The 23567-nt window shown below is 74.3% G+C and carries 20 protein-coding genes; 10 read left to right on the top strand and 10 right to left on the bottom strand.

Features of this window, described 5'->3' with window-relative positions:
• From KZX45_RS17425 to hflX, 3 genes are read right to left on the bottom strand one after another with little or no spacing between them, the layout of a single operon-like run.
• On the bottom strand, window positions 1-1011 hold the full coding sequence (locus KZX45_RS17425) for an L-lactate dehydrogenase (RefSeq protein WP_248259030.1): 1011 nt from the start codon (window positions 1009-1011) through the stop codon (window positions 1-3).
• A gap of 51 nt (window positions 1012-1062) precedes the next feature.
• On the bottom strand, window positions 1063-3096 hold the full coding sequence (locus KZX45_RS17430; protein ID WP_248259031.1) for an ATP-dependent DNA helicase: 2034 nt from the start codon (window positions 3094-3096) through the stop codon (window positions 1063-1065).
• Window position 3097: 1 nt separating this feature from the next.
• Entirely contained in the window at window positions 3098-4675 is a 1578-nt protein-coding gene (gene hflX, locus KZX45_RS17435) for a GTPase HflX (protein ID WP_248259032.1), read from the bottom strand.
• Between the two features lie 183 nt (window positions 4676-4858).
• Here hflX and KZX45_RS17440 point away from each other — a divergent pair, with 183 nt between their 5' ends.
• On the top strand, window positions 4859-5473 hold the full coding sequence (locus KZX45_RS17440) for a methyltransferase (protein ID WP_248259033.1): 615 nt from the start codon (window positions 4859-4861) through the stop codon (window positions 5471-5473).
• Between the two features lie 7 nt (window positions 5474-5480).
• On the opposite strand, the gene dapF is transcribed toward KZX45_RS17440, so the two are convergent.
• On the bottom strand, window positions 5481-6398 hold the full coding sequence (gene dapF / locus KZX45_RS17445; protein ID WP_248259034.1) for a diaminopimelate epimerase: 918 nt from the start codon (window positions 6396-6398) through the stop codon (window positions 5481-5483).
• On the bottom strand, window positions 6395-7330 hold the full coding sequence (miaA, locus tag KZX45_RS17450; protein ID WP_308221761.1) for a tRNA (adenosine(37)-N6)-dimethylallyltransferase MiaA: 936 nt from the start codon (window positions 7328-7330) through the stop codon (window positions 6395-6397). Before miaA ends, dapF begins: the two co-directional genes overlap by 4 nt.
• A gap of 94 nt (window positions 7331-7424) precedes the next feature.
• Between miaA and KZX45_RS17455 the strand changes: the two genes are divergently transcribed.
• Complete coding sequence (locus KZX45_RS17455; RefSeq protein ID WP_248259035.1) at window positions 7425-7955, top strand: YbjN domain-containing protein; 531 nt, start codon at window positions 7425-7427, stop codon at window positions 7953-7955.
• Window positions 7955-8503 carry a YbjN domain-containing protein gene (locus KZX45_RS17460; RefSeq protein ID WP_248259036.1) on the top strand — a complete coding sequence of 183 codons (549 nt, stop codon included), beginning with the start codon at window positions 7955-7957 and terminating at the stop codon, window positions 8501-8503. The genes KZX45_RS17455 and KZX45_RS17460 overlap by 1 nt, the downstream gene beginning before the upstream one ends.
• 7 nt (window positions 8504-8510) lie before the next feature.
• Here the strand turns inward: KZX45_RS17460 and miaB are convergent, their stop codons facing one another.
• On the bottom strand, window positions 8511-10067 hold the full coding sequence (miaB, locus tag KZX45_RS17465) for a tRNA (N6-isopentenyl adenosine(37)-C2)-methylthiotransferase MiaB (RefSeq protein WP_248259037.1): 1557 nt from the start codon (window positions 10065-10067) through the stop codon (window positions 8511-8513).
• Between the two features lie 109 nt (window positions 10068-10176).
• Here miaB and KZX45_RS17470 point away from each other — a divergent pair, with 109 nt between their 5' ends.
• From KZX45_RS17470 to KZX45_RS17495, 6 genes are all read left to right on the top strand, one after another.
• On the top strand, window positions 10177-10974 hold the full coding sequence (locus KZX45_RS17470; protein ID WP_374112611.1) for an amino acid ABC transporter ATP-binding protein: 798 nt from the start codon (window positions 10177-10179) through the stop codon (window positions 10972-10974).
• 53 nt (window positions 10975-11027) lie between these two features.
• Entirely contained in the window at window positions 11028-11897 is an 870-nt protein-coding gene (locus KZX45_RS17475) for a glutamate ABC transporter substrate-binding protein (protein WP_248259038.1), read from the top strand.
• A 91-nt stretch (window positions 11898-11988) separates the two neighbouring features.
• Entirely contained in the window at window positions 11989-12681 is a 693-nt protein-coding gene (locus KZX45_RS17480) for an amino acid ABC transporter permease (RefSeq protein WP_374112612.1), read from the top strand.
• Window positions 12678-13535, top strand: a complete 858-nt coding sequence (locus tag KZX45_RS17485) for an amino acid ABC transporter permease (protein WP_248259039.1) — start codon at window positions 12678-12680, stop codon at window positions 13533-13535. Before KZX45_RS17480 ends, KZX45_RS17485 begins: the two co-directional genes overlap by 4 nt.
• Complete coding sequence (locus tag KZX45_RS17490; protein WP_248259040.1) at window positions 13532-14479, top strand: ATP-binding cassette domain-containing protein; 948 nt, start codon at window positions 13532-13534, stop codon at window positions 14477-14479. The genes KZX45_RS17485 and KZX45_RS17490 overlap by 4 nt, the downstream gene beginning before the upstream one ends.
• On the top strand, window positions 14476-15297 hold the full coding sequence (locus KZX45_RS17495) for an ABC transporter permease (protein WP_248259041.1): 822 nt from the start codon (window positions 14476-14478) through the stop codon (window positions 15295-15297). The genes KZX45_RS17490 and KZX45_RS17495 overlap by 4 nt, the downstream gene beginning before the upstream one ends.
• A 48-nt stretch (window positions 15298-15345) precedes the next feature.
• Here KZX45_RS17495 and KZX45_RS17500 read toward each other — a convergent pair whose 3' ends face one another.
• The 3 genes from KZX45_RS17500 to KZX45_RS20405 form a co-directional block, all read right to left on the bottom strand.
• Window positions 15346-15948 carry a regulatory protein RecX gene (locus KZX45_RS17500; RefSeq protein ID WP_248259042.1) on the bottom strand — a complete coding sequence of 201 codons (603 nt, stop codon included), beginning with the start codon at window positions 15946-15948 and terminating at the stop codon, window positions 15346-15348.
• Window positions 15949-15953: 5 nt separating this feature from the next.
• Entirely contained in the window at window positions 15954-17018 is a 1065-nt protein-coding gene (gene recA / locus KZX45_RS17505) for a recombinase RecA (protein ID WP_248259043.1), read from the bottom strand.
• 324 nt (window positions 17019-17342) lie between these two features.
• The gene (locus KZX45_RS20405; RefSeq protein WP_248259044.1) at window positions 17343-17588 is read right to left on the bottom strand and encodes a DUF3046 domain-containing protein; all 246 of its coding nucleotides are present in this window, start codon (window positions 17586-17588) and stop codon (window positions 17343-17345) included.
• A 69-nt stretch (window positions 17589-17657) separates the two neighbouring features.
• On the opposite strand from KZX45_RS20405, the gene KZX45_RS17515 reads away from it, so the two are divergent.
• Complete coding sequence (locus tag KZX45_RS17515; protein WP_248259045.1) at window positions 17658-22574, top strand: ATP-dependent helicase; 4917 nt, start codon at window positions 17658-17660, stop codon at window positions 22572-22574.
• 111 nt (window positions 22575-22685) lie between these two features.
• On the opposite strand, the gene KZX45_RS17520 is transcribed toward KZX45_RS17515, so the two are convergent.
• Entirely contained in the window at window positions 22686-23522 is an 837-nt protein-coding gene (locus KZX45_RS17520; RefSeq protein WP_248259074.1) for a putative protein N(5)-glutamine methyltransferase, read from the bottom strand.
• Between the last annotated feature and the right edge of the window lie 45 nt (window positions 23523-23567).

The following is a 23567-nucleotide window of genomic DNA, read 5'->3' on the forward strand; positions in this document are numbered from 1 at the left end:
TCAGAGACCGAACTCGCGGATCACCGCGCGCACGGACTCGGCGCTGCGGCGCAGTCCGTCGCGCTCGTGCGGGGTCACGACCGGCACGAGGCGCCGTCCCACGCCGTCCTTGCCCACGATGCTGGGCACCGACAGGCACACGTCGGAGATCTCAAGGTAGTCGTCGAGCAGGGAGGACACGGAGAGCACGCGCTGCTCGTCGCGCAGCACCGCCTCGATGATCCGGACGACGGCGAGGCCGACTGCGTAGTTCGTCGCGCCCTTGCCCTCGATGATCCGGTAGGCCGAGGTGACGACCTCCTCGGCGATCTTCGCCCGGACGGCCTCGTCGAGCAGGCGGCCGTCCGCGGTGAAGCCCCACTGCAGCAGCGGCACCGCACCCACCATGGCCGAGCTCCACAGCGGGATCTCGGAGTCGCCGTGCTCGCCGGCGATGTAGGCGTGGACGTTCTGCACCGCGACCCCGCACTCCCGGGCCACGAGGTAGCGGAGGCGGGACGTGTCGAGGACCGTGCCGGAGCCGAAGAGCCGGTTCTCGGGCAGGCCGGAGATCTTCAGACCCGCGTACGTGACCACGTCGACGGGGTTGGCGACCATGATGTAGGTCGCGTTCGGCGCGACTGCGGTCACCCGCGGGAGCAGGTCGCGCATGATGCCGATGGTCGCGCCGGCGAGGTCGAGCCGGGACTGGCCGGGCTTCTGCTTGGCGCCTGCCGTGACGACGACGATGTCGGCGTCGGCGCAGATGGCGATGTCGTCGGAGCCGGCGACCGTCCCCATGGGGGTGAAGGCGATGCCGTGGGCGATGTCCAGCGCCTCGGCCTTGACCTTCTCGCGGTTCACGTCGTAGAGCACCACCTCGCGGGCGGCGCCGCGCAGCAGGCAGGCGTAGGCGAGGGTGGACCCGACCGCTCCGGCACCGACGATCGCGACCTTGCTCGGGCGCCGGTCTCCCGGCCGCGCCTCGCCCAGCAGCTCGCTGCGTCCGCCCACGTCGGCCTGCTCGCTCATGCTCATCTCCCAGCGTCGGTCGGGTTTCGTGCCGGTCCCTGCGGCAACACCCTAGGCGAGAGCGGGCGCCCCGGCAGCGAGGCGGCGCAGCGCCGCACGCGTGACCTCACCGTCGTGGGTCCGCCACAGCGGCGGCATCGACCGCGTCAGGAAGGTGCCGTACCGCGCCGTGGCGAGGCGCGGGTCGAGGACCGCGACCACCCCGCGGTCGGCCGTGGTGCGCACCAGACGCCCGGCGCCCTGCGCCAGGAGGAGGGCGGCGTGCGTGGCTGCGACCGTCATGAACCCGTTGCCTCCCGAGGCCGCCACCACCTCGGACCGCGCCGACCTCACCGGGTCGTCGGGCCGCGGGAACGGGATCCGGTCGATCACCACCAGGCGGCACGTGGGCCCGGGCACGTCGACGCCCTGCCACAGCGAGAGCGTGCCCATGAGGCTGGTGCCCTCGTCGGCGGCGAAGTCCCGCACGAGCGTGGGCAGCTGGTCGTCGCCCTGGCACAGCACGGGGGTGTCCAGCTCCTCGCGAAGTCGTTCGGCGGCTGCCTCTGCCGCCCGCCGGGAGGAGAAGAGTCCGAGCGTCGCCCCGCCGGCCGCCCGCACCAGCTCGACGAGCTCGGTGAGGGCCTGCTCGGACGTGCCGTCCCGGCCCGGCTGCGGCAGGTGACGCGCGATGTAGAGGATGCCCTGGCGGGGGTAGTCGAACGGCGAGCCGACGTCGAGGCCCTGCCACGGGGTGTCCCCGTCCAGCGTCAGGCCGAGGGATCGGGCCATCGCGTCGAAGGTGCCGCCGAGGGTGAGGGTCGCCGAGGTGAGCACGGCGGCCCGGCCGGCGAGCAGGTTGGTCGCGACGGAGCCGGCGACGTCGAGGGGCGCGAGTCGCAGCCGGGGCTGCTCGAGCCCGCCGCGCGGGCGCTCGCACCACAGCACGTCCCGGCGCTGGGCGACGCCGTCGCCGAGCAGCCGCTCCGCGACCTCGTGGAGCACCACCATCGCGGAGCGTGCCATCGCCCGCGCCCCGGCCTCCTCCGCCTGGGCCCCGGCGTCGGGCTTCATCGCGGTGACCGCCTCGCGCGCGCCTGACTCGACGAGGACGACGGCGTCGCGCAGCTCGGCGGGCAGGCCCTGCGACAGACGCCCGTCGGGCACGACCTCGAGCCGCGCCCGCAGGGCGGCCGCGGCGGCGTCGAGCGTGTCGAGGTTCACCCCGGCGTGCCGGCGCGCGAGCCGTGCGGTCCGCTCGACCACGCCGGCGCTGAGCTCGCCCGTGGCCTGCGCCGTGACGCGGTCGGCCAGCTCGTGCGCCTCGTCGACCACCAGCACGTCGTGCTCGGGCAGGACGTTCGGGGAGCCCGACGCCGCGATGCCGAGCATCGCGTGGTTCGTCACGACGACGTCCGCGTCCCGGGCCGCCTGCCGGGCCGCCTCGGGGAAGCACTCGGCGAGCATGGGGCACCTTCCACCGAGGCACTCCATCTTCGTGACCGAGACCTGCCGCCACGCGCGTTCGCTCACGCCCGGGACGAGGTCGTCCCGGTCGCCGGTCGGAGTCTCCTCCGCCCACTCACGTAGCCGGAGGACCTGCTCGGAGAGGGTGGAGCGCCCGGCGGCGGCGGGACCGGGATCGGCGCCGTCGGCGGGTGGCGGAGGAGCCGCGGGGTCGACGCCGGTGGCCGCGGACACCGAGAACAGGCCGGGCTCCTCGTCCACCGGGTAACCGCCGGCCACCTTGTGCTTGCACAGGTAGTTGTGCCAGCCCTTGAGCAGGGCGACGTCGGGCCGCGCACCGGTCCGCGCGGCGACGACGTCCGCGACGCGGGGCGCGTCGTGCACCAGCACCTGGCGCTGGAGCGCGAGGGTCGCCGTCGAGACCACGGCCTTCCGGCCGGTCGTGACCGCGTGGGCGAGCGTGGGGACGAGGTAGGCGAGCGACTTGCCGGTGCCGGTGCCGGCCTGGACGAGCAGGTGCCGCTCCTCCGCCAGGGCCTCCGCCACCGCCCGGGCCATGCGCTGCTGCCCCTCCCGGGGGGTGCCGCCGAGGGCGGCGACCGCGTCGGCGAGCAGGGCGTCGGTGTCGGGGGCGGCCACGTCAGGACGCCGAGCGGGCGGCGGGCGCCTCCCCGCCGTCGGCCACGGCGACGGCCCTGAGGTCGGCGGCCAGGTCCGGGGCGACGAGCGCGTGCAGGCGGGTACCGCCGGCGACGTACTGCTCTGCCTTGATCTCCCCGTCGGTGTGCGCGCGGGAGACGAGGTCGCCGCGCGAGTAGGGCACCACGACGTCGATCTCCTCGGTGGGCCTCGGCAGCAGCTCGGCGATGCGGGCGGCGAGCTCGTCGACCCCCTCGCCCGTGCGGGCGGAGACCACGACGGAGCCGGGGTACCGGGTGCGCAGCGCGGCGAGGTCCTCCGGGGCGGCGAGGTCCGCCTTGTTCAGCACGATGAGCTCGGGCACGTCGGAGCCGCCGGGGATGTCCGCGACGACGGCGCGCACGGCGCGCACCTGGCCCTCGGGGTCGGGGTGCGCGGCGTCCACCACGTGCAGCAGCAGGTCGGCCTCCGCCACCTCCTCCAAGGTGGAGCGGAAGGCCTCGACGAGCTCGGTCGGCAGGGAACGGACGAACCCGACGGTGTCGGTGAGGGTGTAGACGCGGCCGTCCGGGGTCGTGGCGCGCCGGACCGTCGGGTCCAGGGTGGCGAACAGCGCGTTCTGGACCAGCACGCCGGCGCCGGTGAGGCGGTTGAGCAGCGAGGACTTGCCGGCGTTGGTGTAGCCGGCGATCGCGACCGAGGGGATCTGGTGGTGACGGCGGGAGCCGCGCTTGGTCTCCCGGGCCGGCGCCATCTCCTTGATCTGCCGGCGCAGCCGGGCCATGCGGGTGCGGATGCGCCGCCGGTCGAGCTCGATCTTCGTCTCACCTGGACCGCGGGAGCCGATGCCCTCACCGCCTGCGACGCGCCCACCGGCCTGCCGGGACATGGACTCGCCCCAGCCGCGCAGGCGCGGGAGGAGGTACTCGAGCTGGGCGAGCTCGACCTGCGCCTTGCCCTCCCGGGACTTCGCGTGCTGGGCGAAGATGTCGAGGATCAGCGCGGTGCGGTCGATCACCTTGACCTGGACGATGTCCTCGAGGCTGCGGCGCTGGGAGGGAGTGAGGTCGCCGTCGACGATGACCGTGTCCGCACCCACCGAGCGCACGAGCTCGGCGAGCTCGGCGGCCTTGCCCGAGCCGAGGTAGGTGCCGGGGTCCGGTGTGACCCGTCGCTGCAGCAGACCGTCGAGAACCTCCGAGCCGGCGGTCTCCGCGAGGGCCGCGAGCTCGCGCAGCGAGACCTCCGCCATCTCGGCGGTGCCGGTCGACCAGAGCCCGACGAGCACGACCCGCTCCAGTCGCAGCTGCCGGTACTCGACCTCGGTGACGTCCTCGAGCTCGGTGGACAGGCCGGCGACCCTGCGCAGCGCGGCTCGCTCCTCGCGCTCGAGCTGGTCGCCGTCGTGGTCGGACCCGGCCTCCGCCGTGTCCTCGGCCTGCAGGGCGGTCCCCTCGGTGGAGCGCAGCGAGCCGGCGCGGGCGAGGATACGCGCGACCACGTCCTCAGCCGCCTGCTGGTCGCCGGAGCCCGGCTCCCGCTCCGCAGCGGTCGGGAGGTGGTGGTCGGTGCGGGTCATGGTGTCCTTCCGTCGGTACCCCACAAGGATCCCACGGCGTGCCGGGCCGAGCCATCCCTTTCCACCGTGGGCGCACGCGCGCCGGCGGGCCGGTGGACGGCGGTGCGACGGGCGCACGCCGGCGGACGCTGGCTGGCCGGTGGACGGCGCAGGCGTGCCGGCCGAGCCGGTAGCGTTTCCGCGGTGAGCGTGCCCGACCACTACTTCTCCGCCGAGCCGGCCTCCCCGGGCGAGCTCCGCCCCCTGACCGTGCGGCTGCGCGGGCGCGAGGTCACCGTCCAGGTCGCCGCAGGAGTCTTCTCCGGCGACCGGCTGGACCTCGGCACCCGCGTACTGCTCGACGCGGTCGAGGACCCGCCGGCCGCCGGCACCCTGGTGGACGTCGGGTGCGGGTGGGGCCCGCTGACCATCGCCATGGCCCAGGCCTCCCCCGGGGCACGGGTGGTCGCCGTCGACGTCAACGCGCGTGCCCGCGACCTCACCGCCCGCAACGCCCGGGCCCTGGGTCTCGACAACGTCACGGTGCTGCCCCCCGAGGAGGTGCCGGCCCTGCTGCCCGAGGGGATCGACGAGATCTGGTCCAACCCGCCGATCCGGATCGGCAAGGGCCCTCTCCACGAGCTGCTCCGGGAGTGGCTGGGGCGCCTGCGTCCCGACGGGCGCGCGCAGCTGGTCGTGCAGCGGAACCTGGGCGCGGACTCGCTGCACCGCTGGCTCGCGGAGGAGCTTGGCACCGACGTCGTGCGGACCGCGAGCGCGAAGGGTTTCCGGGTGCTCACCGTGCGCCCGCGCGGCTGAGCCGGAGTCAGTCCTCGCGCAGGACGACGTCGGCCGTCAGCACCGCCGGGCCGGTCAGCCACACCCGGTCGCCCGCGACACGGACCGTGACCTCACCGCCCGGCACGAGCACGCGCCACACGTCCGGGGCGCCCGCGCCGCCCCAGGCCCGCACCGCGAGCGCGGCCGCGCACGTGCCGGTGCCGCAGGACCGAGTCTCCCCGACCCCGCGCTCGAGGACCCGCATCCGGATTGTCCCGACGGGGGTGCCGGCGGCGTCGTCCTCGCCGAGCGGGACGACCAGCTCGAGGTTGGTGCCCTCGGGCGGCACCGGGTCGTAGGTGGGAGCCAGCGTGAGCTGCGCGGCGGCCAGGGAGGCCTCGTCCGGGAGGGCGACGACGGTGTGCGGGTTCGGCACCGTGACGCGCAGCCCGGCCCTGGGGCCCTCCAGCCCGGGCACGTCGACGACGACGTCGTAGCCCTCCGCCTCGGCCTGCGGCCCGCCGGGCATGGTCCACACGCCCATGTCGACCGTGTACAGGTCGCCCTCGCGGGTGATCCGGCGCGGCCCGCCGCGCGTGCCGACGACGATGCTGGCGCCGTCGGCGAGGTCGGCGAGACCGGACACGCGCAGGTAGTGCGCGAAGACTCGCACGCCGTTGCCGCACATCTCGGCCAGCGAGCCGTCAGCGTTGCGGTAGTCCATGAACCACTCGGCGGCGGGCTCCTCGGCCAGGACGGCGGCCCCCTCGGGCAGGGCGCGCGAGCGCACCACCCGGATGAGCCCGTCCGCCCCGACACCGGCGTGCCGGTCGCACACCGCGGCGACCTCCGCCGCACCGAGGCCGAGCTCGCCGTCGAGGTCTGGCACGAGCACGAAGTCGTTCTCCGTGCCGTGTCCGGTGGTCAGGGCGCGGCCCGCGAGCACTCCGAAGCTGGGGGTCATGGGTGCAGGGTACGCAGCGCGGCGTCGCGCAGGTCGGCCGCGTCCGCCGTCGGCAGCCAGTGGATGCGGGGATCCCGGCGGAACCACTTCTCCTGGCGCCGGGCGAGCTGGCGGGTGGCGATCGTGATCGCGCTCACGGCCTCCTCCGCGCTCATCCTTCCGGCGAGGACGTCGGCGGCCTGCGCGTAGCCGACGGCGCGGCGTGCGGTGACCCCCTCGGCGAGGCCCTGGTCCAGCAGCCGCTCCGTCTCCTCCAGCAGCCCCTCCGCCATCATCTGCTCCGTGCGCGCGGCGATCCGGGCATCGAGCTCGGGGCGGGGGACGGCGATCGCGAGCTGGGCGGCGGGCAGGGCGTAGACGTGCTCCGGCAGGCTCGCGGAGAAGGGGCGGCCCGTGACGGCGATGACCTCCAGCGCCCGCACGACGCGACGGGTGTTCCGCGGGTCGATCCGGGCGGCGGCCTCCGGGTCTCTGGCCGCGAGCTCGTCGTGCAGCGGCCGGGTGCCCAGGCGCTCCGCCCGTTCCTCGAGCTCGGCGCGCACGGCGGGATCGGTGCCGGGGAACTCGAGGTGGTCGAGCACGGCCCGCAGGTACAGCCCGGAGCCGCCGACGAGGACGGGGAGCCTCCCCCGGCCCCGGACGGCGGCGATGTCGGCGCGCGCGGCCTCCTGGTAGGCGGCGACTCTCGCCTCCTCGGTGACGTCGAGGACGTCGAGCTGGTGGTGGACGATGCCGCGCCGCTCCGCCGGCGGCAGCTTCGCGGTCCCGACGTCCATGCCGCGGTAGAGCTGCATCGCGTCCGCGTTCACGATCTCCACGGCGTCCGGACCGCCCAGCGCCTCGGCGAGGTCCAGCGCGAGGGCCGACTTGCCGGTGGCGGTCATACCGACGACGGCCAGCACCTCCGGCTCCCGCGCTCCGCTGACCTGCACGTCCGCCAACCTACCGTTCCCGACGGCGGCCGGCCCCGCACCGGCGGCGGCGCTGCTAGCGACGGCGGGCACCTTGCCCGGTTAGTCTCGATACATGGCACCGGCCGGCACGTTCGACGACGGACGGACGCCGCCCGGCCCCGTGCGGGCGGACGGCGTGGCCGGGGCGCGGGCCGCCCGTGACGTGGTGCTGCCGCTGACCCGGACGCGGGTGGCGGACACCCTGACCGAGCTGGGGTACCCGCTGTTCCGGGACGCCGCCGGCGACCTCGGCGCCATGTGGGCGCAGGCCGTCTTTCATGTCTACCTCCTGGGCAAGGACGAGTCCGTGCTCCAGGTGCGCGGCTCCTGGCACCGCCGCCTCGCCATCGAACGCCTGCCCGAGGTGCTGACGCTGCTGGACTCCTGGAACCGGGAGTTCGTGGGTCCGAAGTGCTACGTGCGGGTACTCGACGACGGGCTGCTCTCCGTGGTCGCCGAGTCCTCGACCCCGCTGGCCTCGGGGGTCAGCGACAACCAGCTCGCCCGCCTGATCGAACGGGGCGTGGGCCAGGGCATGCGGGTCATGCGGGACCTCGAGGCGCTGTACCCGGACCCCGCCGCCCGCGCCCCGGGGTCGTCGTGATGAGCTGGCTGCGCCGTCGCCGCCGGCCCGCGCCGGCGCCCCGGACCGCGCCGCGCGGCGCGCGGCCCGACACGACGGCCCGCCCGCCGGCCCTGCTGCGCCGGCGCGCCGAGACCACCGAGCCGGTCACGCCCGGGCGACTGCGGGACGTGGTGGTGGCCCGCGGCTACCACGTGCGGGTGGAGCCCGACGCCTCGCTCACCGGGCTGTGGGACGGCTACCCGTTCCAGCTGCGCCTGACGGGCGCGTCGCAGGACTACCTCAGCGTGCTGGGCACCTGGGGCCGGGAGGTGCCCGACGAGATGCGCAGCGCCGTCGCCCAGGCCGTCAACGACTGGAACCGCGACAAGATCTGGCCGACCGTCTTCACCTTCACGGACGAGTCGGGGACGACCGTGCGCACCGAGATCCTCGCCGACGTCGGCGGGGGCTCGACCGACAGCCAGCTCGTCGAGCTCGTCGAGGCGGGGCTCTCGGCGGGCGTGCAGTTCTTCCAGGCGCTCGGTGGCTCGATGCCCCCGCCGCACGAACCGTCGCCGGAGCTCTGAGCGCGACTCAGCGGCGGATCGCCGGCATCCCCAGCGTGACCGGGCCGGCGGGCGCCGGCTCGCCGTGCGGGTGGTCGTCCTCGGCCAGGCCCGCACGGCGCGCCCACGCGTCGCCGGCCCGCGTGCGCCGCATCGCGTAGGTCCCGCCCGTGAGCGCGGAGTCGGCCACGAGGTGGTGCGGGGCGCCGTGGGTGACCTCGACGGTGAGCATGTCGCCCGGGCGGGGGCGATCCGCGTCGGGCAGGCCGACCGGCAGCGCGACGTGCACCAGGCGGTTGTCGGCGGCGCGGCCGGTCACCCGGTGCGTGGCGCCGTCCTTGCGGCCCTCGCCCTCGGCGACCAGGACCTCGACCGTGCGGCCCACCTGCGCCTCGTTCTCCTCGGTGGAGATGCGCTGCTGAAGCGCCGCGAGCCGCTGGTAACGCTCCGTGACGACCTCCGCCGGCACCTGCGGGAGGTCGGCCGCGGGAGTGCCCGGCCGCGGGGAGTACTGGAAGGTGAAGGCGGACGAGAACCGGGACGCCTCGACGACGTCGAGGGTGGCCTGGAAGTCCTCCTCGGTCTCCCCCGGGAACCCGACGATGATGTCGGTGGTGATGGCGGCGTCGGGGATGGCGGTGCGCACCCGGTCGATGATGCCAAGGAACTTGGCCTGCCGGTAGGAGCGGCGCATGGCGCGCAGCACGGTGTCGGAGCCGGACTGCAGGGGCATGTGCAGGCTCGGCATGACGTTCGGCGTCTGCGCCATGGCCTCGATGACGTCGTCCGTGAAGGCCGCCGGGTGCGGGGACGTGAAGCGGACCCGCTCGAGCCCCTCGACGCGACCGCAGGCACGCAGCAGCTTGGCGAAGGCGCCGCGGTCACCGAAGCCGACGCCGTAGCTGTTGACGTTCTGGCCCAGCAGGGTCACCTCGACGGCGCCCTGGGCGACGACGGCCTCGACCTCGGCCAGCACGTCGCCCGGGCGGCGGTCGCGCTCCTTGCCGCGCAGGTGGGGGACGATGCAGAACGTGCAGGTGTTGTTGCACCCCACGGAGATGGAGACGAACGCCGCGTAGGCGGACTCCCGACGGGTCGGCAGGGTGGACGGGAAGACCTTGAGGGACTCCTCGATCTCCACCTGCGCCTCGGCGTTGTGCCGGGCGCGGTCCAGGAGCGCGGGGAGCACGTCGAGGTTGTGGGTGCCCAGGACGACGTCGACCCACGGCGCCTTGTCGACGATGCCCTCGCGCATCTGCTGCGCGAGGCACCCGCCCACCGCGATCTGCATCCCGGGCCGGGTCCGCTTCACCGAGGCCAGCTGGCCGAGGTTGCCGAACAGACGGGTGGCCGCGTTCTCGCGCACGGAGCAGGTGTTGATGATGACGACGTCGGCCCCTCCGTCGCCCGCCTCGGTCGCGCGGGCGGCAGCCTCCGGGACGTCGGCGACGGGGACGTAGCCGCGCTCCTCCAGCATGCCGGCGAGCCGCTCGGAGTCGTGGACGTTCATCTGGCAACCGAGGGTGCGCACCAGATAGGTGCGCCGGTCGGCCTGCTGCACGGGAGCGGCGGTGGTGAAAGACATGGTGGACAAAGTGTAGGCGGGCCGGAAGATGCCGGTTCACGGCCGTTCGTTTCCACTCTGTTACCGGCGCAGGCCTCTGCGGGCCCGTCGGCACGTTAGGTTGACCTCCATGACGGAACCGAACGAGACCTCCCTCACACCGCCGGCGGGAGGTCCGGGGGCTGCCCGGGGCGAGCCGCTGGTCGTGCTGACCGACGTGAACAAGCACTTCGGCGAGCTGCACGTCCTGAAAGACATCAACCTCACGGTCACCCGCGGCGAGGTGGTCGTGGTCATCGGGCCGTCCGGGTCCGGCAAGTCGACCCTGTGCCGCGCGATCAACCGGCTCGAGCCGATCGACCGCGGCACCATCGAGATCGACGGCCAGCAGCTGCCCGAGGAGGGCAAGGCGCTGGCGCAGCTGAGGGCCGACGTCGGCATGGTGTTCCAGTCCTTCAACCTCTTCGCCCACAAGTCGATCCTCGACAACGTCACCCTGGGCCCGATCCGGGCCAAGGGCGTCAAACCGTCGGAGGCGAAGCAGCGCGCGATGGCGCTGCTGGAACGGGTGGGGGTGGCGAACCAGGCCGCCAAGTACCCCGCGCAGCTCTCCGGCGGCCAGCAGCAGCGTGTCGCGATCGCCCGGGCGCTCGCCATGCAGCCCAAGGTGATGCTCTTCGACGAGCCCACCTCGGCGCTGGACCCCGAGATGATCACCGAGGTCCTCGACGTCATGACCGCGCTCGCGCGCGACGGCATGACGATGATCGTCGTCACCCACGAGATGGGCTTCGCCCGCAAGGCGGCCGACCGCGTGATCTTCATGGACGCCGGCCAGATCGTCGAGGAGAACTCGCCGGAGCAGTTCTTCACCAACCCCCGGTCCATGCGGGCCCAGGACTTCCTCTCCAAGCTGCTCAGCCACTGATGCGCACCACCAGACCGATCCCCCGGGTGGGGGACGAACCCGAAGGAGACGACATGCGAGCCACACGCAAGGCCGGATTCGCCGCCGTGACCCTGGCGGCCGCGATGGCCCTGACTGCCTGCTCGGGCGGCGAGCCGGGCGAGACGGACGAGCCCGCCGGCGACGGCGGCACCGCTGCCGGCGGGGGCGGCGGTGAGAGCATCACCATCGGCGTCAAGATCGATCAGCCGGGCCTCGGCCTCCAGGAGGGGTCGGAGTACACCGGGTTCGACGTCGACGTCGCCAAGTACGTAGCCGAGAAGCTCGGCTACGCCGAGGAGGACATCGAGTTCGTCGAGTCCGTCTCCGCCCAGCGCGAGACGTTGCTCGAGAACGGGCAGGTCGACATGATCTTCGCGACCTACTCGATCACCGACGAGCGCAAGGAGCGGGTCGCCTTCGCCGGGCCGTACTTCGTGGCCGGCCAGGACCTCCTCGTGGCCGCCGACAACACCGACATCACGGGCCCCGAGGCCCTCAACGGCAAGGTGCTCTGCTCGGTGGAGGGCTCGACCTCGGCCGAGCGCATCCGCGACGAGCACTCCGAGGGTGTCGAGCTCTACCCGGCGCAGACGTACTCCGAGTGCGTGGAGCTGCTCGCCGCGGGCAACGTGGACGCGGTGACGACGGACGACGTCATCCTCGCGGGGTACGCCGCCCAGGCGGAGTACGAGGGCCAGTTCAAGGTGGTCGGCAACCCGTTCTCCGAGGAGAACTACGGCGTCGGCCTGCCCAAGGAGAACGACGTCTGCGAGGACGTCAACGCCGCCATCACGGAGATGATCGAGGACGGCACCTGGGAGGAGCTGATCGCCAGGAACGTGGGCGACAACTTCCAGTGGAACGAGGAGCTCAACCCGCCCGAGCCCGAGCCCTGCGCCTGAGTGCATCGTCAGGTGCCCGGGGCCGACGGCCCCGGGCACCGCGCGTCCGGCCGCGCCCGAGCGGCGGAAGGAGACCTGAGTGGGTGGCTACCTGGCCGACATGGCCGAGCTCCTCGGCGAGTTCAACATTCTCGGAGCGTTCTGGGTCAACATCCAGCTGACGTTCTGGTCGGCGGTCTTCTCGTTCATCATCGGCACGGTGCTCGCCGTCATGCGGGTCTCCCCCGCACCGAGCCTTCGCTGGGCGGGCACGATGTACGTCAATCTCGTGCGCAACACCCCGCTCACGCTGATCATCCTCGCGTGCTCGCTCGGCCTGTGGGGCCAGCTCGGAGTCATCCTGGCGAGCAACGAGGCCGGGCGGGTCGACATCACCGCCAACAGCTTCCGCCTGGCGGTCCTCGGCCTGTCCGTCTACACGGCGGCGTTCGTCTGCGAGTCGCTGCGCTCCGGGGTCAACACCGTCCCGGTGGGCCAGGCCGAGGCCGCGCGAGCGATCGGCCTGGGCTTCGGGCAGTCGATGCGGATGATCATCCTGCCCCAGGCGATCCGCGGGGCGATCGCCCCGCTGGGCAACACGCTCATCGCGCTCGCCAAGAACACGACCGTCGCCCAGGCCGCCGGCGTCGTCCAGGCCGCCTCCGTCATGGCGACCATGATCGAGTTCCGACCGGACCTCATGGTCGCGATCTTCCTCGTCATCGCCATCGGCTGGGTCCTCATCGTCCTGCCGATCGGCCTGGTGACCACGTTCCTGTCGCGCCGCCTGGGGGTCGTCCGATGAGCTCCGTCCTCTTCGACGCGCCGGGCCCCCGGGGTCGCCGCCGTATCGCCGCCGTGAACGTCCTCGGCTCCCTCATCGTCCTCGGGGTCCTCGCGTGGGTGCTGTGGGGGCTGGCCGGGAAGGGCCAGCTCGCCGCGGCCAAGTGGAACCCGTTCGCCACCGAGTCGGTGTGGGTGGACTACCTCCTCGTCGGCCTGTGGAACACGCTCCGTGCCGCAGCGGTCGCCATCGTCGCCGCCAACGTCTTCGGGCTGCTCTTCGGCCTCGGCCGGCTGTCCCAGTCCCGCATCGTGCGCGGCCTCAGCGGCACCGTGGTGGAGTTCTTCCGTGCCGTCCCGGTGCTGATCATGATGATCTTCTTCTGGCGGCTCTTCTCCTACGTCCCTGGACCCTGGGAAGGGGACGCGCCGTTCTACGGCGTCGTCGTCGGCCTCACGCTGTACAACGGTTCGGTCATCGCCGAGCTCGTCCGCTCCGGAGTGACCAACCTGCCGCGCGGGCAGCGGGAGGCCGGACTGGCGATCGGCCTGACGCCGTCCAAGAGCCTGCGCCTCGTCGAGGTCCCGCAGGCGCTCATCGCGATGATGCCGTCGATGATCAGCCAGCTCGTCGTGATCCTGAAGGACACCGCGCTCGGCTACATCATCACCTATAGCGAGCTGCTCCGGTCGGCGCGGCTCGTGGGGTCCACCTTCGCCAACTACATCCCAGCCCTGATCGTCGCTGCGGTGATATTCATCGTCATCAACTACACCCTCACCTGGGTGGCGGAGCGCGTGGCCCGGCGCCTCAGCTCCCGCACGGCGGGTGTGACCCGCCCGGCCGGCCCCGCGACCGCGGACGCCGGAGAGTGAGCGGCGCGCACGAGGGTGCGGTGGTGGCCGTCGACCACCTCACCAAGACGTTCGGGCCGGTCCGGGCGGTGGACGACCTGACCTTCACCGCCCGCCCGGGCCGCGTGACGGGTTTCCTGGGCCCCAACGGGGCGGGCAAGACCACCACCCTCCGCATCCTGCTCGGGCTCGTCCGGGCGACCTCCGGCACGGCGACCGTCGGCGGCCGGTCGTACCGCGAGCTCAGCCGGCCGATGCGGTCGGTCGGGGCGGCGCTGGAGGCGGCCAGCTTCCATCCGGGCCGCAGCGCACTCGACCACCTGCGTGTGTACGCCCCGCAGGTGGGTGTCGACGACGCACGGTGCCGCGAGGTCCTCGAACTGGTGGGCCTCGGCCCCGTCGCCGATCGGCGCGTCGGCGGCTTCTCGCTCGGCATGCGGCAGCGGCTCGGCCTGGCGACCACGCTGCTGGGTGACCCCGGTGTGCTGATCCTCGATGAGCCCGCCAACGGGCTGGACCCCGAGGGCATCGCCTGGCTCCGGGCGCTGCTGCGCCACCTCGCCGGCGAGGGTCGCACGGTGCTCGTCTCCAGCCACGTGCTCTCGGAGGTCCAGCAGACCGTCGACGACGTGGTGATCATCGCCCGCGGGACCCTCGTGCACCAGTCGTCCCTGGCCGAGCTCGCGGCGCTGTCGGAACCCAGCGTGCGCGTGGTCTCCCCCGACGCCGCCCGCCTGGACGAGCTGATCGCGTCGGCGGGCTGGACCGACCGCGTGGCGCAGAACGGGTCGCCGGGCGTCGCGGTGCTGCGGCGCGTGAGCGCCGCGGAGATCGGCGCGCGGGCGTTCGCCGCGGGCCTGGAGATCCACGAGCTCGCCACGCGGGAGGTCGGGCTCGAGGACACGTTCCTCCGGCTGGTCGGGGAACGGCCCGACGGCGGAGCGCCCGGGGAGGGTGGCCGATGATCGACGCCCTGCGGACCGAGTACCGCAAGTTCGTCACGACGCGGCTGTGGTGGGTGCTGCTGCTGACGATGGCCGCGTACATGGCGTTCCTGGCCGGGATCATGGCGTTCGTGCTGGTGGACGCGCCGGGGTCGATGGGCACCGGGGTGCCGGCGTCGGAACCTGCTCCGCCGATGTCGCCGGAGCAGGTCGCCAGCACCGTCTACACCCTCGCCACCTCGCTCGGCTACGTCTTCCCCGTCATCGTCGGTGCCCTCGCGATGACGGGCGAGTTCCGGCACCAGACGATCACGCCGAGCCTGCTGGCCGAGCCGCGGCGCAACGTCTTCCTCGCCGCGAAGATGCTCTCCAGCGTCGCGGTGGGCCTGCTGTTCGGCATCGTCGGGACGCTCTCCACCGTCGGTCCCGGCGCGGCCGTCCTGGCGCTGCTCGGCGAGCCGTCGTACCTGACCGAGCCCACGGTGCTGCGCAGCGCCGGCCTGTCCGTGCTCGCCCTGACCGTGTGGACCGTGGTCGGGGTCGGGTTCGGTGCGCTGCTGACCAACCAGGTCGCCGCCGTGGTGGTGCTGCTGGCCTTCACCCAGTTCATCGAGCCGATCCTGCGGATCGTGCTGGGGCGGGTGGAGCTGCTGGAGGGGGTCTCGAAGTTCCTCCCGGGCGCCGCCGGCGAGGCGATCACGGGCAGCTCGTTCTACGCCGACTCGGGCATGGCCGCGGGGCTGCTGCCGTCGTGGGCCGGCCTCCTGGTCCTGCTGGGCTACGCGTTGGTCCTCGCGCTGGCCGGGCGCCTCACCACCCTGCGGCGCGACATCACCTGAGCGGCCCGTCCGGCGCGTCCCGGTCACCAGGCCCGGCAGACCGAGCGACTAGTCCAGCGCGTCCCAGTCGCCAGGCCCGGCCGACGGGTCGACGCCCTCCTCGGCGAGCACCTCGTCGATGGCACGCATCGCCACCCCGCCGGAGAAGCCCTTGCGGGCGAGCATGCCCGCGAGGCGACGACGGCGGACCTGGGGGTCGAGCCCGCGGGTGGACCTGGCCCTCTTCTCGACGAGCCGCCGCGCCGCCGCCCGCTCGTCGCTCTCGTCCACCTGCTCGAGGGCGAGGGCGGCGACCTCGGGCTCGATGCCCTTGCGACGAAGCTCCTGCGCCAGCGCACGCCGGGCGAGCCCGCGCTCGGCGTGCCGGGTGCGCACGAGCATCTCGGCGTAGGCGGCGTCGTCGACCAGACCCACCTCGGTGAACCTGTCGAGGACGCGTGCCGCGACGTCCACCGGCACGTCACGCCGCGCCATCGCCTCCTCGAGCTGGGCGCGGCTGCGCGGCGCCGCCGTGAGCTGGCGCAGCGCGATGGTGCGCGCCACCTCCTCGGCGTCGGGCTCGGCGTCCTCGGCAGGCGCACCGGTCGACGGCGGCTCGAGCTCGTCGCGACGGCGCCCGCCGCGCCGCCGACCGGTTCCGGGCTGAGTCATGCCGCTCAGAAGTCGACCGGGACCTCGCCGACGGCGGCCGCCTTGGTGGCCGCCTCCGCCTCGGCCGCGGCCTCGCCGATGCCGAGCTTGGTGAGGATCTTCTTCTCGATCTCCTCGGCCAGCTCGGGGTTGTCCCGGAGGAACTGGCGAGCCTTCTCCTTGCCCTGGCCGAGCTGGTCGCCCTCGTAGGTGAACCAGGCACCGGACTTGCGCACGATGCCGTTCTCCACGCCGAGGTCGATCAGGCCGCCCTCGCGGGAGATGCCCTGGCCGTAGAGGATGTCGAACTCGGCCTGCTTGAACGGCGGGGCCATCTTGTTCTTGACGACCTTGACGCGGGTCCGGTTCCCGACCGCGTCGCCGGCCTCCTTGAGGGTCTCGATCCGGCGCACGTCCAGACGCACCGAGGCGTAGAACTTCAGCGCCTTGCCGCCCGTGGTCGTCTCCGGGGAGCCGAAGAAGACGCCGATCTTCTCGCGCAGCTGGTTGATGAAGATCGCGGTCGTGCCGGAGGCGGAGAGCGCACCGGTGATCTTGCGCAGGGCCTGGGACATCAGACGGGCCTGCAGACCCACGTGCGAGTCACCCATCTCGCCCTCGATCTCCGCCTTGGGCACCAGGGCGGCGACGGAGTCGATGACGACGATGTCGAGGGCGCCGGAGCGGATCAGCATGTCCATGATCTCCAGGGCCTGCTCGCCGGTGTCGGGCTGGGAGACCAGCAGCGCGTCCGTGTCCACGCCGAGCTTCTTCGCGTACTCGGGGTCGAGCGCGTGCTCGGCGTCGATGAAGGCCGCGATCCCGCCGGCCCGCTGGGCGCTCGCGACGGCGTGCAGCGCGACGGTCGTCTTGCCGGAGGACTCCGGGCCGTAGATCTCGACGACGCGGCCGCGCGGGAGACCTCCGATGCCGAGCGCGACGTCCAGCGCGACGGAACCGGTGGGGATCACCTGGACCTTGGGGCGGGTGTCGTCGCCCAGGCGCATGACCGACCCCTTGCCGAACTGGCGGTCGATCTGGCTGAGCGCGGCCTCCAGGGCCTTGCTGCGGTCTGCTACGGGAGCGGGCATGTCAGTCACCTTTCGGCAGGCGGGCCGCAGGTGTGCGGCCCTCGGATCGGTCAGGGCAGGTCTTGGCAGGGCCCGCCCTCGCCGGACGGCTACCTGCAGGCGACGCTATGCCCGACCACTGACATCCGTCCGACGCCCCCCGCACAGCTGTGGAAAGGTGCCGACGTCGTCGCCTGAGGATGACAGTACGACGAACGGGTGTTCGACGGCCACCGACACGCCGATGGCCGGGCCGCCGCCCTGGTAGGACCGCCGCGCAGATCGCCGAGGACCCGGCACCGCGGTGGCGGCGATCCATCCACGACGGCGCCGCACCCCGCCGCGCTAGGACCGGCGCGGGCCCCGCGGACGTTCCTTGGGGTCGATCCGGTGCCGCCAGCGGGTGGCCTCGTCGAGGTCCATCTCGTCGCAGACGGCGTCCCACACCTGCCGGGGCGGGACCCCGTCCCCGAGTGCCTCGACGGCGGTCCGCCCCCCGACCGTGCCCAGGACGAGATCCTCGGCGACCGAGCGGCCGTACCCCGGGCCGAAGGTCTCCTCCAGCACCTGCCAGAACTCCGAGTGCTTCACCCGCCAAGGGTGCCACGGTCCCGCCGCCGACCGCCCCGCACGGGGCGGATGTCGGCGGCTGGCGGCAGAATGTCGAGGGTGCTGCCCTTCTCCGAGGCGACCCGGTCGTGGTTCGAGGGTGCCTTCGCCGCGCCCACTCCCGCGCAGACCGGCGCGTGGGACGCCATCGCCTCCGGCGAGCATGCACTCGTCGTCGCGCCCACGGGGTCCGGCAAGACGCTCGCCGCGTTCCTGTGGGCCGTCGACCAGATGCTCACCGGCGAGGTGCCCGAGCCGCTCGACCGCTGCCGGGTGCTCTACGTCTCCCCCCTCAAGGCGCTGGCCGCCGACGTCGAGCGGAACCTGCGCTCACCGCTCGTGGGCATCTCCCGGGCCGCCGCCCGCGTCGGCGCCGCGGTCAACGACGTGCGCGTCGGCGTGCGCACCGGCGACACCCCCGCCAACGAGCGTCGCCGGTTCGCCACCCACCCGCCGGACATCCTCATCACCACCCCGGAGTCGCTCTACCTGGTGCTGACCTCGGGCGCGCGGGAGGGTCTGCGCGGGATCCGTACGGTGATCGTCGACGAGGTCCACGCGGTGGCGGGCACCAAGCGTGGCGCCCACCTGGCTCTGAGCCTGGAGCGGCTGGACGCCCTGCTGCCCCGCCCGGCCCAGCGCGTCGGCCTGTCGGCGACCGTGCGCCCCGTGCCGACGGTCGCCACGTTCCTGGCCGGGCACCGCACGCTCGACGACGGTGGCCGGCACGTGCGCGTGGTGCAGCCGGAGAGCAGCAAGGAGCTGCGGATCGACGTCGTCGTCCCGGTCGAGGACCTCTCGGACCCCTCCGCGACGCCACTGCGTGCCGCCGACCGGGACGTCGCGGCGGGCGCGGACCTCGACCTGTCGGGAGACGCCTCGGGAGCCCTGCCCGAGCCTCGCCAGCCCTCCGTGTGGCCGCACATTACCGAGCGGATCGTCGACCTGGTCACCGAGCACCGCTCGACGATCGTCTTCACCAACTCGCGCCGTTCCGCCGAACGGCTCACCGCGCGGATCAACGAGGAGTGGCAGGCCAGGCACGAGGGCGTCGGCGGCGCCGCGGTCCTCGACGAGGCCGGCGGGACGTGGGCCGCCGCCGTCCCCGGCCAGGCGGGCACCGCGCTGGGGGTCGAGGACGTCGTGGCCCGCGCCCACCACGGCTCGATGAGCCGCGAGGAGCGCGTCCGCACCGAGTCCGCCCTGAAGTCCGGGCAGCTGCGCGCGGTGGTCTCCACGTCCTCCCTCGAGCTGGGCATCGACATGGGTGCGGTGGACCTGGTCGTCCAGGTCGGCTCGCCGCCGTCGGTCGCGTCGGCGCTGCAGCGCGTCGGACGCGCGGGTCACCAGGTGGGCGCGGTCTCCCACGGCGTCGTCCTGCCGACCCACCGGGGGGATCTCATGCCGGCCGCGGTGGCTTCCGTCCGGGCGCAGGCGGGACTCATCGAGGAGGTGCACGTCCCGGCCAACCCCCTCGATGTCCTCGCCCAGCAGATCGTGGCGATGCTCGCCGTCGAGGACCTCGGCGTCGAGGAGCTCACCACCCTTGTGCGCCGCTCCGCACCGTACGTCTCGCTCGGCGAGCGCTCGCTCACGGCGGTGCTCGACATGCTCGCCGGGCGCTACCCCAGCGAGGACTTCGCCGAGCTCCGGCCGCGGATCGTGTGGGACCGCACGTCCGGCGTGCTGAGCGCCCGCCCCGGCGCCCTCCGTCTGGCGACGACGTCCGGCGGCACCATCCCCGACCGCGGCATGTACGGCGTCTACCTCGCCGGCGGGCCGACCACGGACGACGGTGACCGCGGCACCGGCGGCGTGACCGCCGGTGCCCGGGGGCGCGGAGGACGACGGGTCGGCGAGCTCGACGAGGAGATGGTCTACGAGTCCCGGGTCGGCGACACGTTCACACTGGGCACCAGCACCTGGCGCATCGAGGACATCACCCCCGACCGCGTCCTCGTCAGCCCAGCCCCCGGACAGCCCGGCCGCCTGCCGTTCTGGAAGGGCGACTCCCCCGGCCGACCCGCCGAGCTCGGTCGGGCCCTGGGCCAGGCCACCCGGGAGCTGCTCGCCGGCCTGGACGACGGGACGGCGGCCGAGCGACTCGGTGCGGCGGGGCTCGACACCTGGGCGGTGGAGAACGTCACGTCCTACCTCGCCGAGCAGCGCGAGGCCACGGGGCGCCTGCCGGACGACCGCACCATCGTCCTCGAGCGGTTCCGTGACGAGCTGGGCGACTGGCGGGTGGTCCTGCACTCCCCCTTCGGCGCCCGCGTGCACGCCCCGTGGGCGCTGGTGCTCGCCGGCCGCCTCCGCGAGCTGACGGGGATGGACGTGCACGCCGCACCGAGCGACGACGGGATCGTCCTGCGGCTCCCGGACGTCGAAGGTGCCGACGGCGAGGGTACGGGGCCGCTGGACCCGGCCGTCCTGCTCCTCGAGCCCGCCGAGGTGTCCGGTCTCGTGGTCGAGGCGCTGGCCGGCTCGGCGCACTTCGCCGCTCGGTTCCGGGAGGCGGCGGCTCGGTCGCTGCTGCTGCCCCGGCGCCGGCCCGACCGCCGGCAGCCGCTCTGGCAGCAGCGCCAGCGGTCGGCCCAGCTCCTCGCCGTCGCGTCCGCGTTCCCCGACTTCCCCGTGGTGCTCGAGGCGGTGCGCGAGTGCCTCCAGGACGACTTCGACGTCCCCGCGCTGACCGGGCTCATGACGGAGATCGCCAGGCGTGACATCCGGATCGTCGAGGTCTCCACGACCTCACCGTCGCCGTTCGCACGCTCTCTGCTGATGGGCTACGTGGCCCAGTTCCTCTACGCCGACGACGCCCCGCTCGCCGAGCGTCGCGCGGCCGCCCTCGCGCTCGACCCGGCCCTGCTCGCCGAGCTGGTCGGGTCGGACCTCGGGGACCTCGCCGACCTTCTCGACCCCGAGGCGCTCGCGGAGGTCGCGGCGGCGGTCGGCCTGCGCACCGAGGGGGCCCGCGCGAGGGACGCCGAGGGGCTCGTGGACCTCGTGCGGCGCCTGGGCCCGGTGACGACGGCGGAGCTGGCCGAGCGCTGCACCTCGCCCGAGCTGGTCGCGGCCTGGCTCGACGAGCTCGAGGCGAGCCGGCGCGTGCTGAGCGTCCGGGTCGCCGGGACGGAGCAGTGGGTGGTGCTCGAGGACGCCGCCCGGCTGCGCGACGCCCTCGGCACGGCGCTGCCGGTCGGCCTGCCGGAGGCCGTCCTCGAGCCGGTGCCCGACCCCCTCGGTGACCTCGTCCGGCGGCACGCCCGCACCCACGGCCCGTTCACCGCGCACGCCGTCGCCGACCGCCTCGGGCTGGCCGTGGGCGCGGTGCACGCCGTGCTCGCCGACCTGGTGCGCACCGGGCTGCTCGTCCAGGGCCGGCTGAGCCCCGGACCGCCGGCCGCCGACGGCGCGGTCGAGTACTGCGACACCGAGGTGATGCGGCGGATCCGCCGGCGGTCGCTGTCCCATCTGCGCAGCGAGGTCGAGCCCGTCCCGCCCCGCACGCTCGGGGTGTTCACCCCCCGCTGGCAGCACGTCGCGCCCGTGGGCTCGCGCCCGGAGCTGCGGGGCGCCGACGGCGTGCTCACCGTCGTGGACCAGCTCGCCGGCGCGCTCGTGCCCGCCTCCGCGCTCGAGTCGCTGGTGCTGCCGGCCCGCGTGAGGGACTACCGGCCAGGGCTGCTCGACGAGCTCACGGCCGCCGGCGAGGTGGTCTGGGCCGGTGGCGGCGCCCTGCCCGGGGTGGACGGCTTGGTCACCCTGCTCCCCGCCGACGCCGTGACGGACCTCGCGCCGCCCGTCGGTGACCACGCCGGCGGGACGGTGCACGGCCACCTGCTCGAGGTGCTCGCGGGCGGCGGCGGCCGCTTCTTCCGCGAGCTCCTGCCGCCGGACGAGGTCGACGACGCCGGGCGCCCCACCCGGCGCGTGCCGCCGCCCGAGGTGCTCGAGGCCCTCTGGGAGCTCGTCTGGGCGGGCCTGGTCACCAACGACACGCTCGCCCCGGTGCGCGCCCGCCTGGGCGGCGGGCGCCCGGCGCACGCCGCGCGGGCGCCGTCGGCACGCCCGCGGTCGGTGCGCACCGGCGCCGGCCTGCGACGCGGCGCGCTCTCCCGGGCGGGGCTGGCGGGGGCCGTGCGGTCGGCGACGAACGTGAACCTGCCCGCCGCCGCCGGCCGCTGGTCCCTCCTGCCGAGGGACGCGCAGGTGTCGCCGGCCGAACAGGTCGAGGAGCGCACCACGCGGACAGCCGTGCTCACGGCCGCGCTGCTCGAGCGGCACGGGGTGCTGGTCCGCGGTGCCGCGGGGCTCGAGGACCTGCCGGGCGGGTTCGGCGCGGCCTACCAGGTGCTCCGCCGCCTCGAGGAGTCGGGGCAGGTGCGGCGGGGGTACCTGGTCGAGGGCCTCGGCGCCGCCCAGTTCGCGCTGCCCGAGGTGGTGGACCGCCTGCGGGCCGACGCCGCGGACCTCGCGTCCCGCCGGTCCGCGGCGCGTGACGCGCCGTCGTCGCCGTACGGGCAGACCCCGCCGTACGGGCAGTCGTCCACGCCGCGCGTGCACCTGCTGGCCGCGACCGACCCGGCGAACCCCTACGGTGCGGCGCTCGCCTGGCCCGCCACCTCGGCGGGCGAGGGGCACCGGCCCGGCCGGAAGGCGGGCGCCGTCGTTGTCCTGGTGGAGGGCGACCTCGTGCTCTACGTGGAGCGGGGCGGCCGGACCCTCCTGTCGTTCAGCGGGGACGCCGCCGTGCTCGGTCTGGCCGCGTCCGCGCTGGCCGAGCGGGCCGGCACGGGTGACCTGGGTCCGTTGACGCTGAACCGGATCGACGGCCTGCCCGCGCTCGAGGCGGGCGGTCCGCTGGTCGACGCGCTGCGCGCGGGCGGGTTCGGGCCGACGCCGCGGGGGCTGCGGCTGCGGCCTGCGCAGCCCGGGTCGTCCGTGACGAGTCCGCAACGACGCTAGACGACGCCGTCGCTCGGGCGTGGAGCGAGGCGGCCGGGCGTGGAGCGGGGGGTCGGGCGTGGAGGGGGGGTCGGGCGTGGAGCTGCGGGCCAGGCGTGGAGCGGGGCGGCCCTACTGCCGCACCCGCCCGACGACGGCGGTGGCGCCGAGGGAGTCGTCCGTCACCACTGCCGCGGAGAGTCCGTGGCGTTCGACCGCCTCGACGGTCGCCCGGGCCTGCGCCGCGCTGGTCTCGATCAGGAGGACGCCGTCGGGGCCCAGCCAGGTGAGCGCGCCGGCGGCGACCCGCCGGTGCACGTCCAGCCCGTCGGCCCCGCCGTCGAGCGCGGCCCGCGGCTCGTGCAGCCGGGCCTCGGGCGCCATCAGGGCGATCGCGGCCGAGGGCACGTAGGGCGCGTTGACGACCAGCAGGTCCACGCGGCCGGCGAGCCCCCGCGGGAGCGGCGCGTAGAGGTCACCGTGGTGGACCGCACCGCCGGCGCCGGCGACGTTGCGCCGGGCGCACGCGACCGCCGCGGCGTCGATGTCCGTGGCGTGCAGCTCGACGTCCCCGGCCAGGGCCGCGACCGCGGCGCCGACCGCGCCGGACCCGCAGCAGAGGTCGACGACCACGGGGCGCCCCGCCCGCCCGGCGGCACGGGACCGGCGCAGGTGGGCCGCGCCCTCGCGCACCAGGAGCTCGGTGCGGCGGCGCGGGACGAAGACGCCGTCGTCGAGGAGGATGCGGAGCCCGCAGAACTCCGCCCAGCCGAGCACGTGCTCGAGCGGGACCCCGTCGACCCGGCGGGCGAGGAGCGCGTCGAGCTCGGCCGGCGTGCGTGCCGCCGCCTGGAGCAGCACCGCCTCGTCCTCGGCGAACACGCAGCCGGCCGCCCGGAGCGTCCGGACGAGCCTCGCCCGGACAGACTCGTGGGTCGTCGCCTGCCCGGGGCGCACGGGCGGTGGCACGGCTGTCACGGCCGGAGGATTCGTCGACGCGGCTGCTCGCCGGGC

This window comes from Georgenia sp. EYE_87, assembly GCF_023148685.1.
In the GTDB taxonomy this organism is placed as follows: Bacteria; Actinomycetota; Actinomycetes; order Actinomycetales; family Actinomycetaceae; genus Georgenia.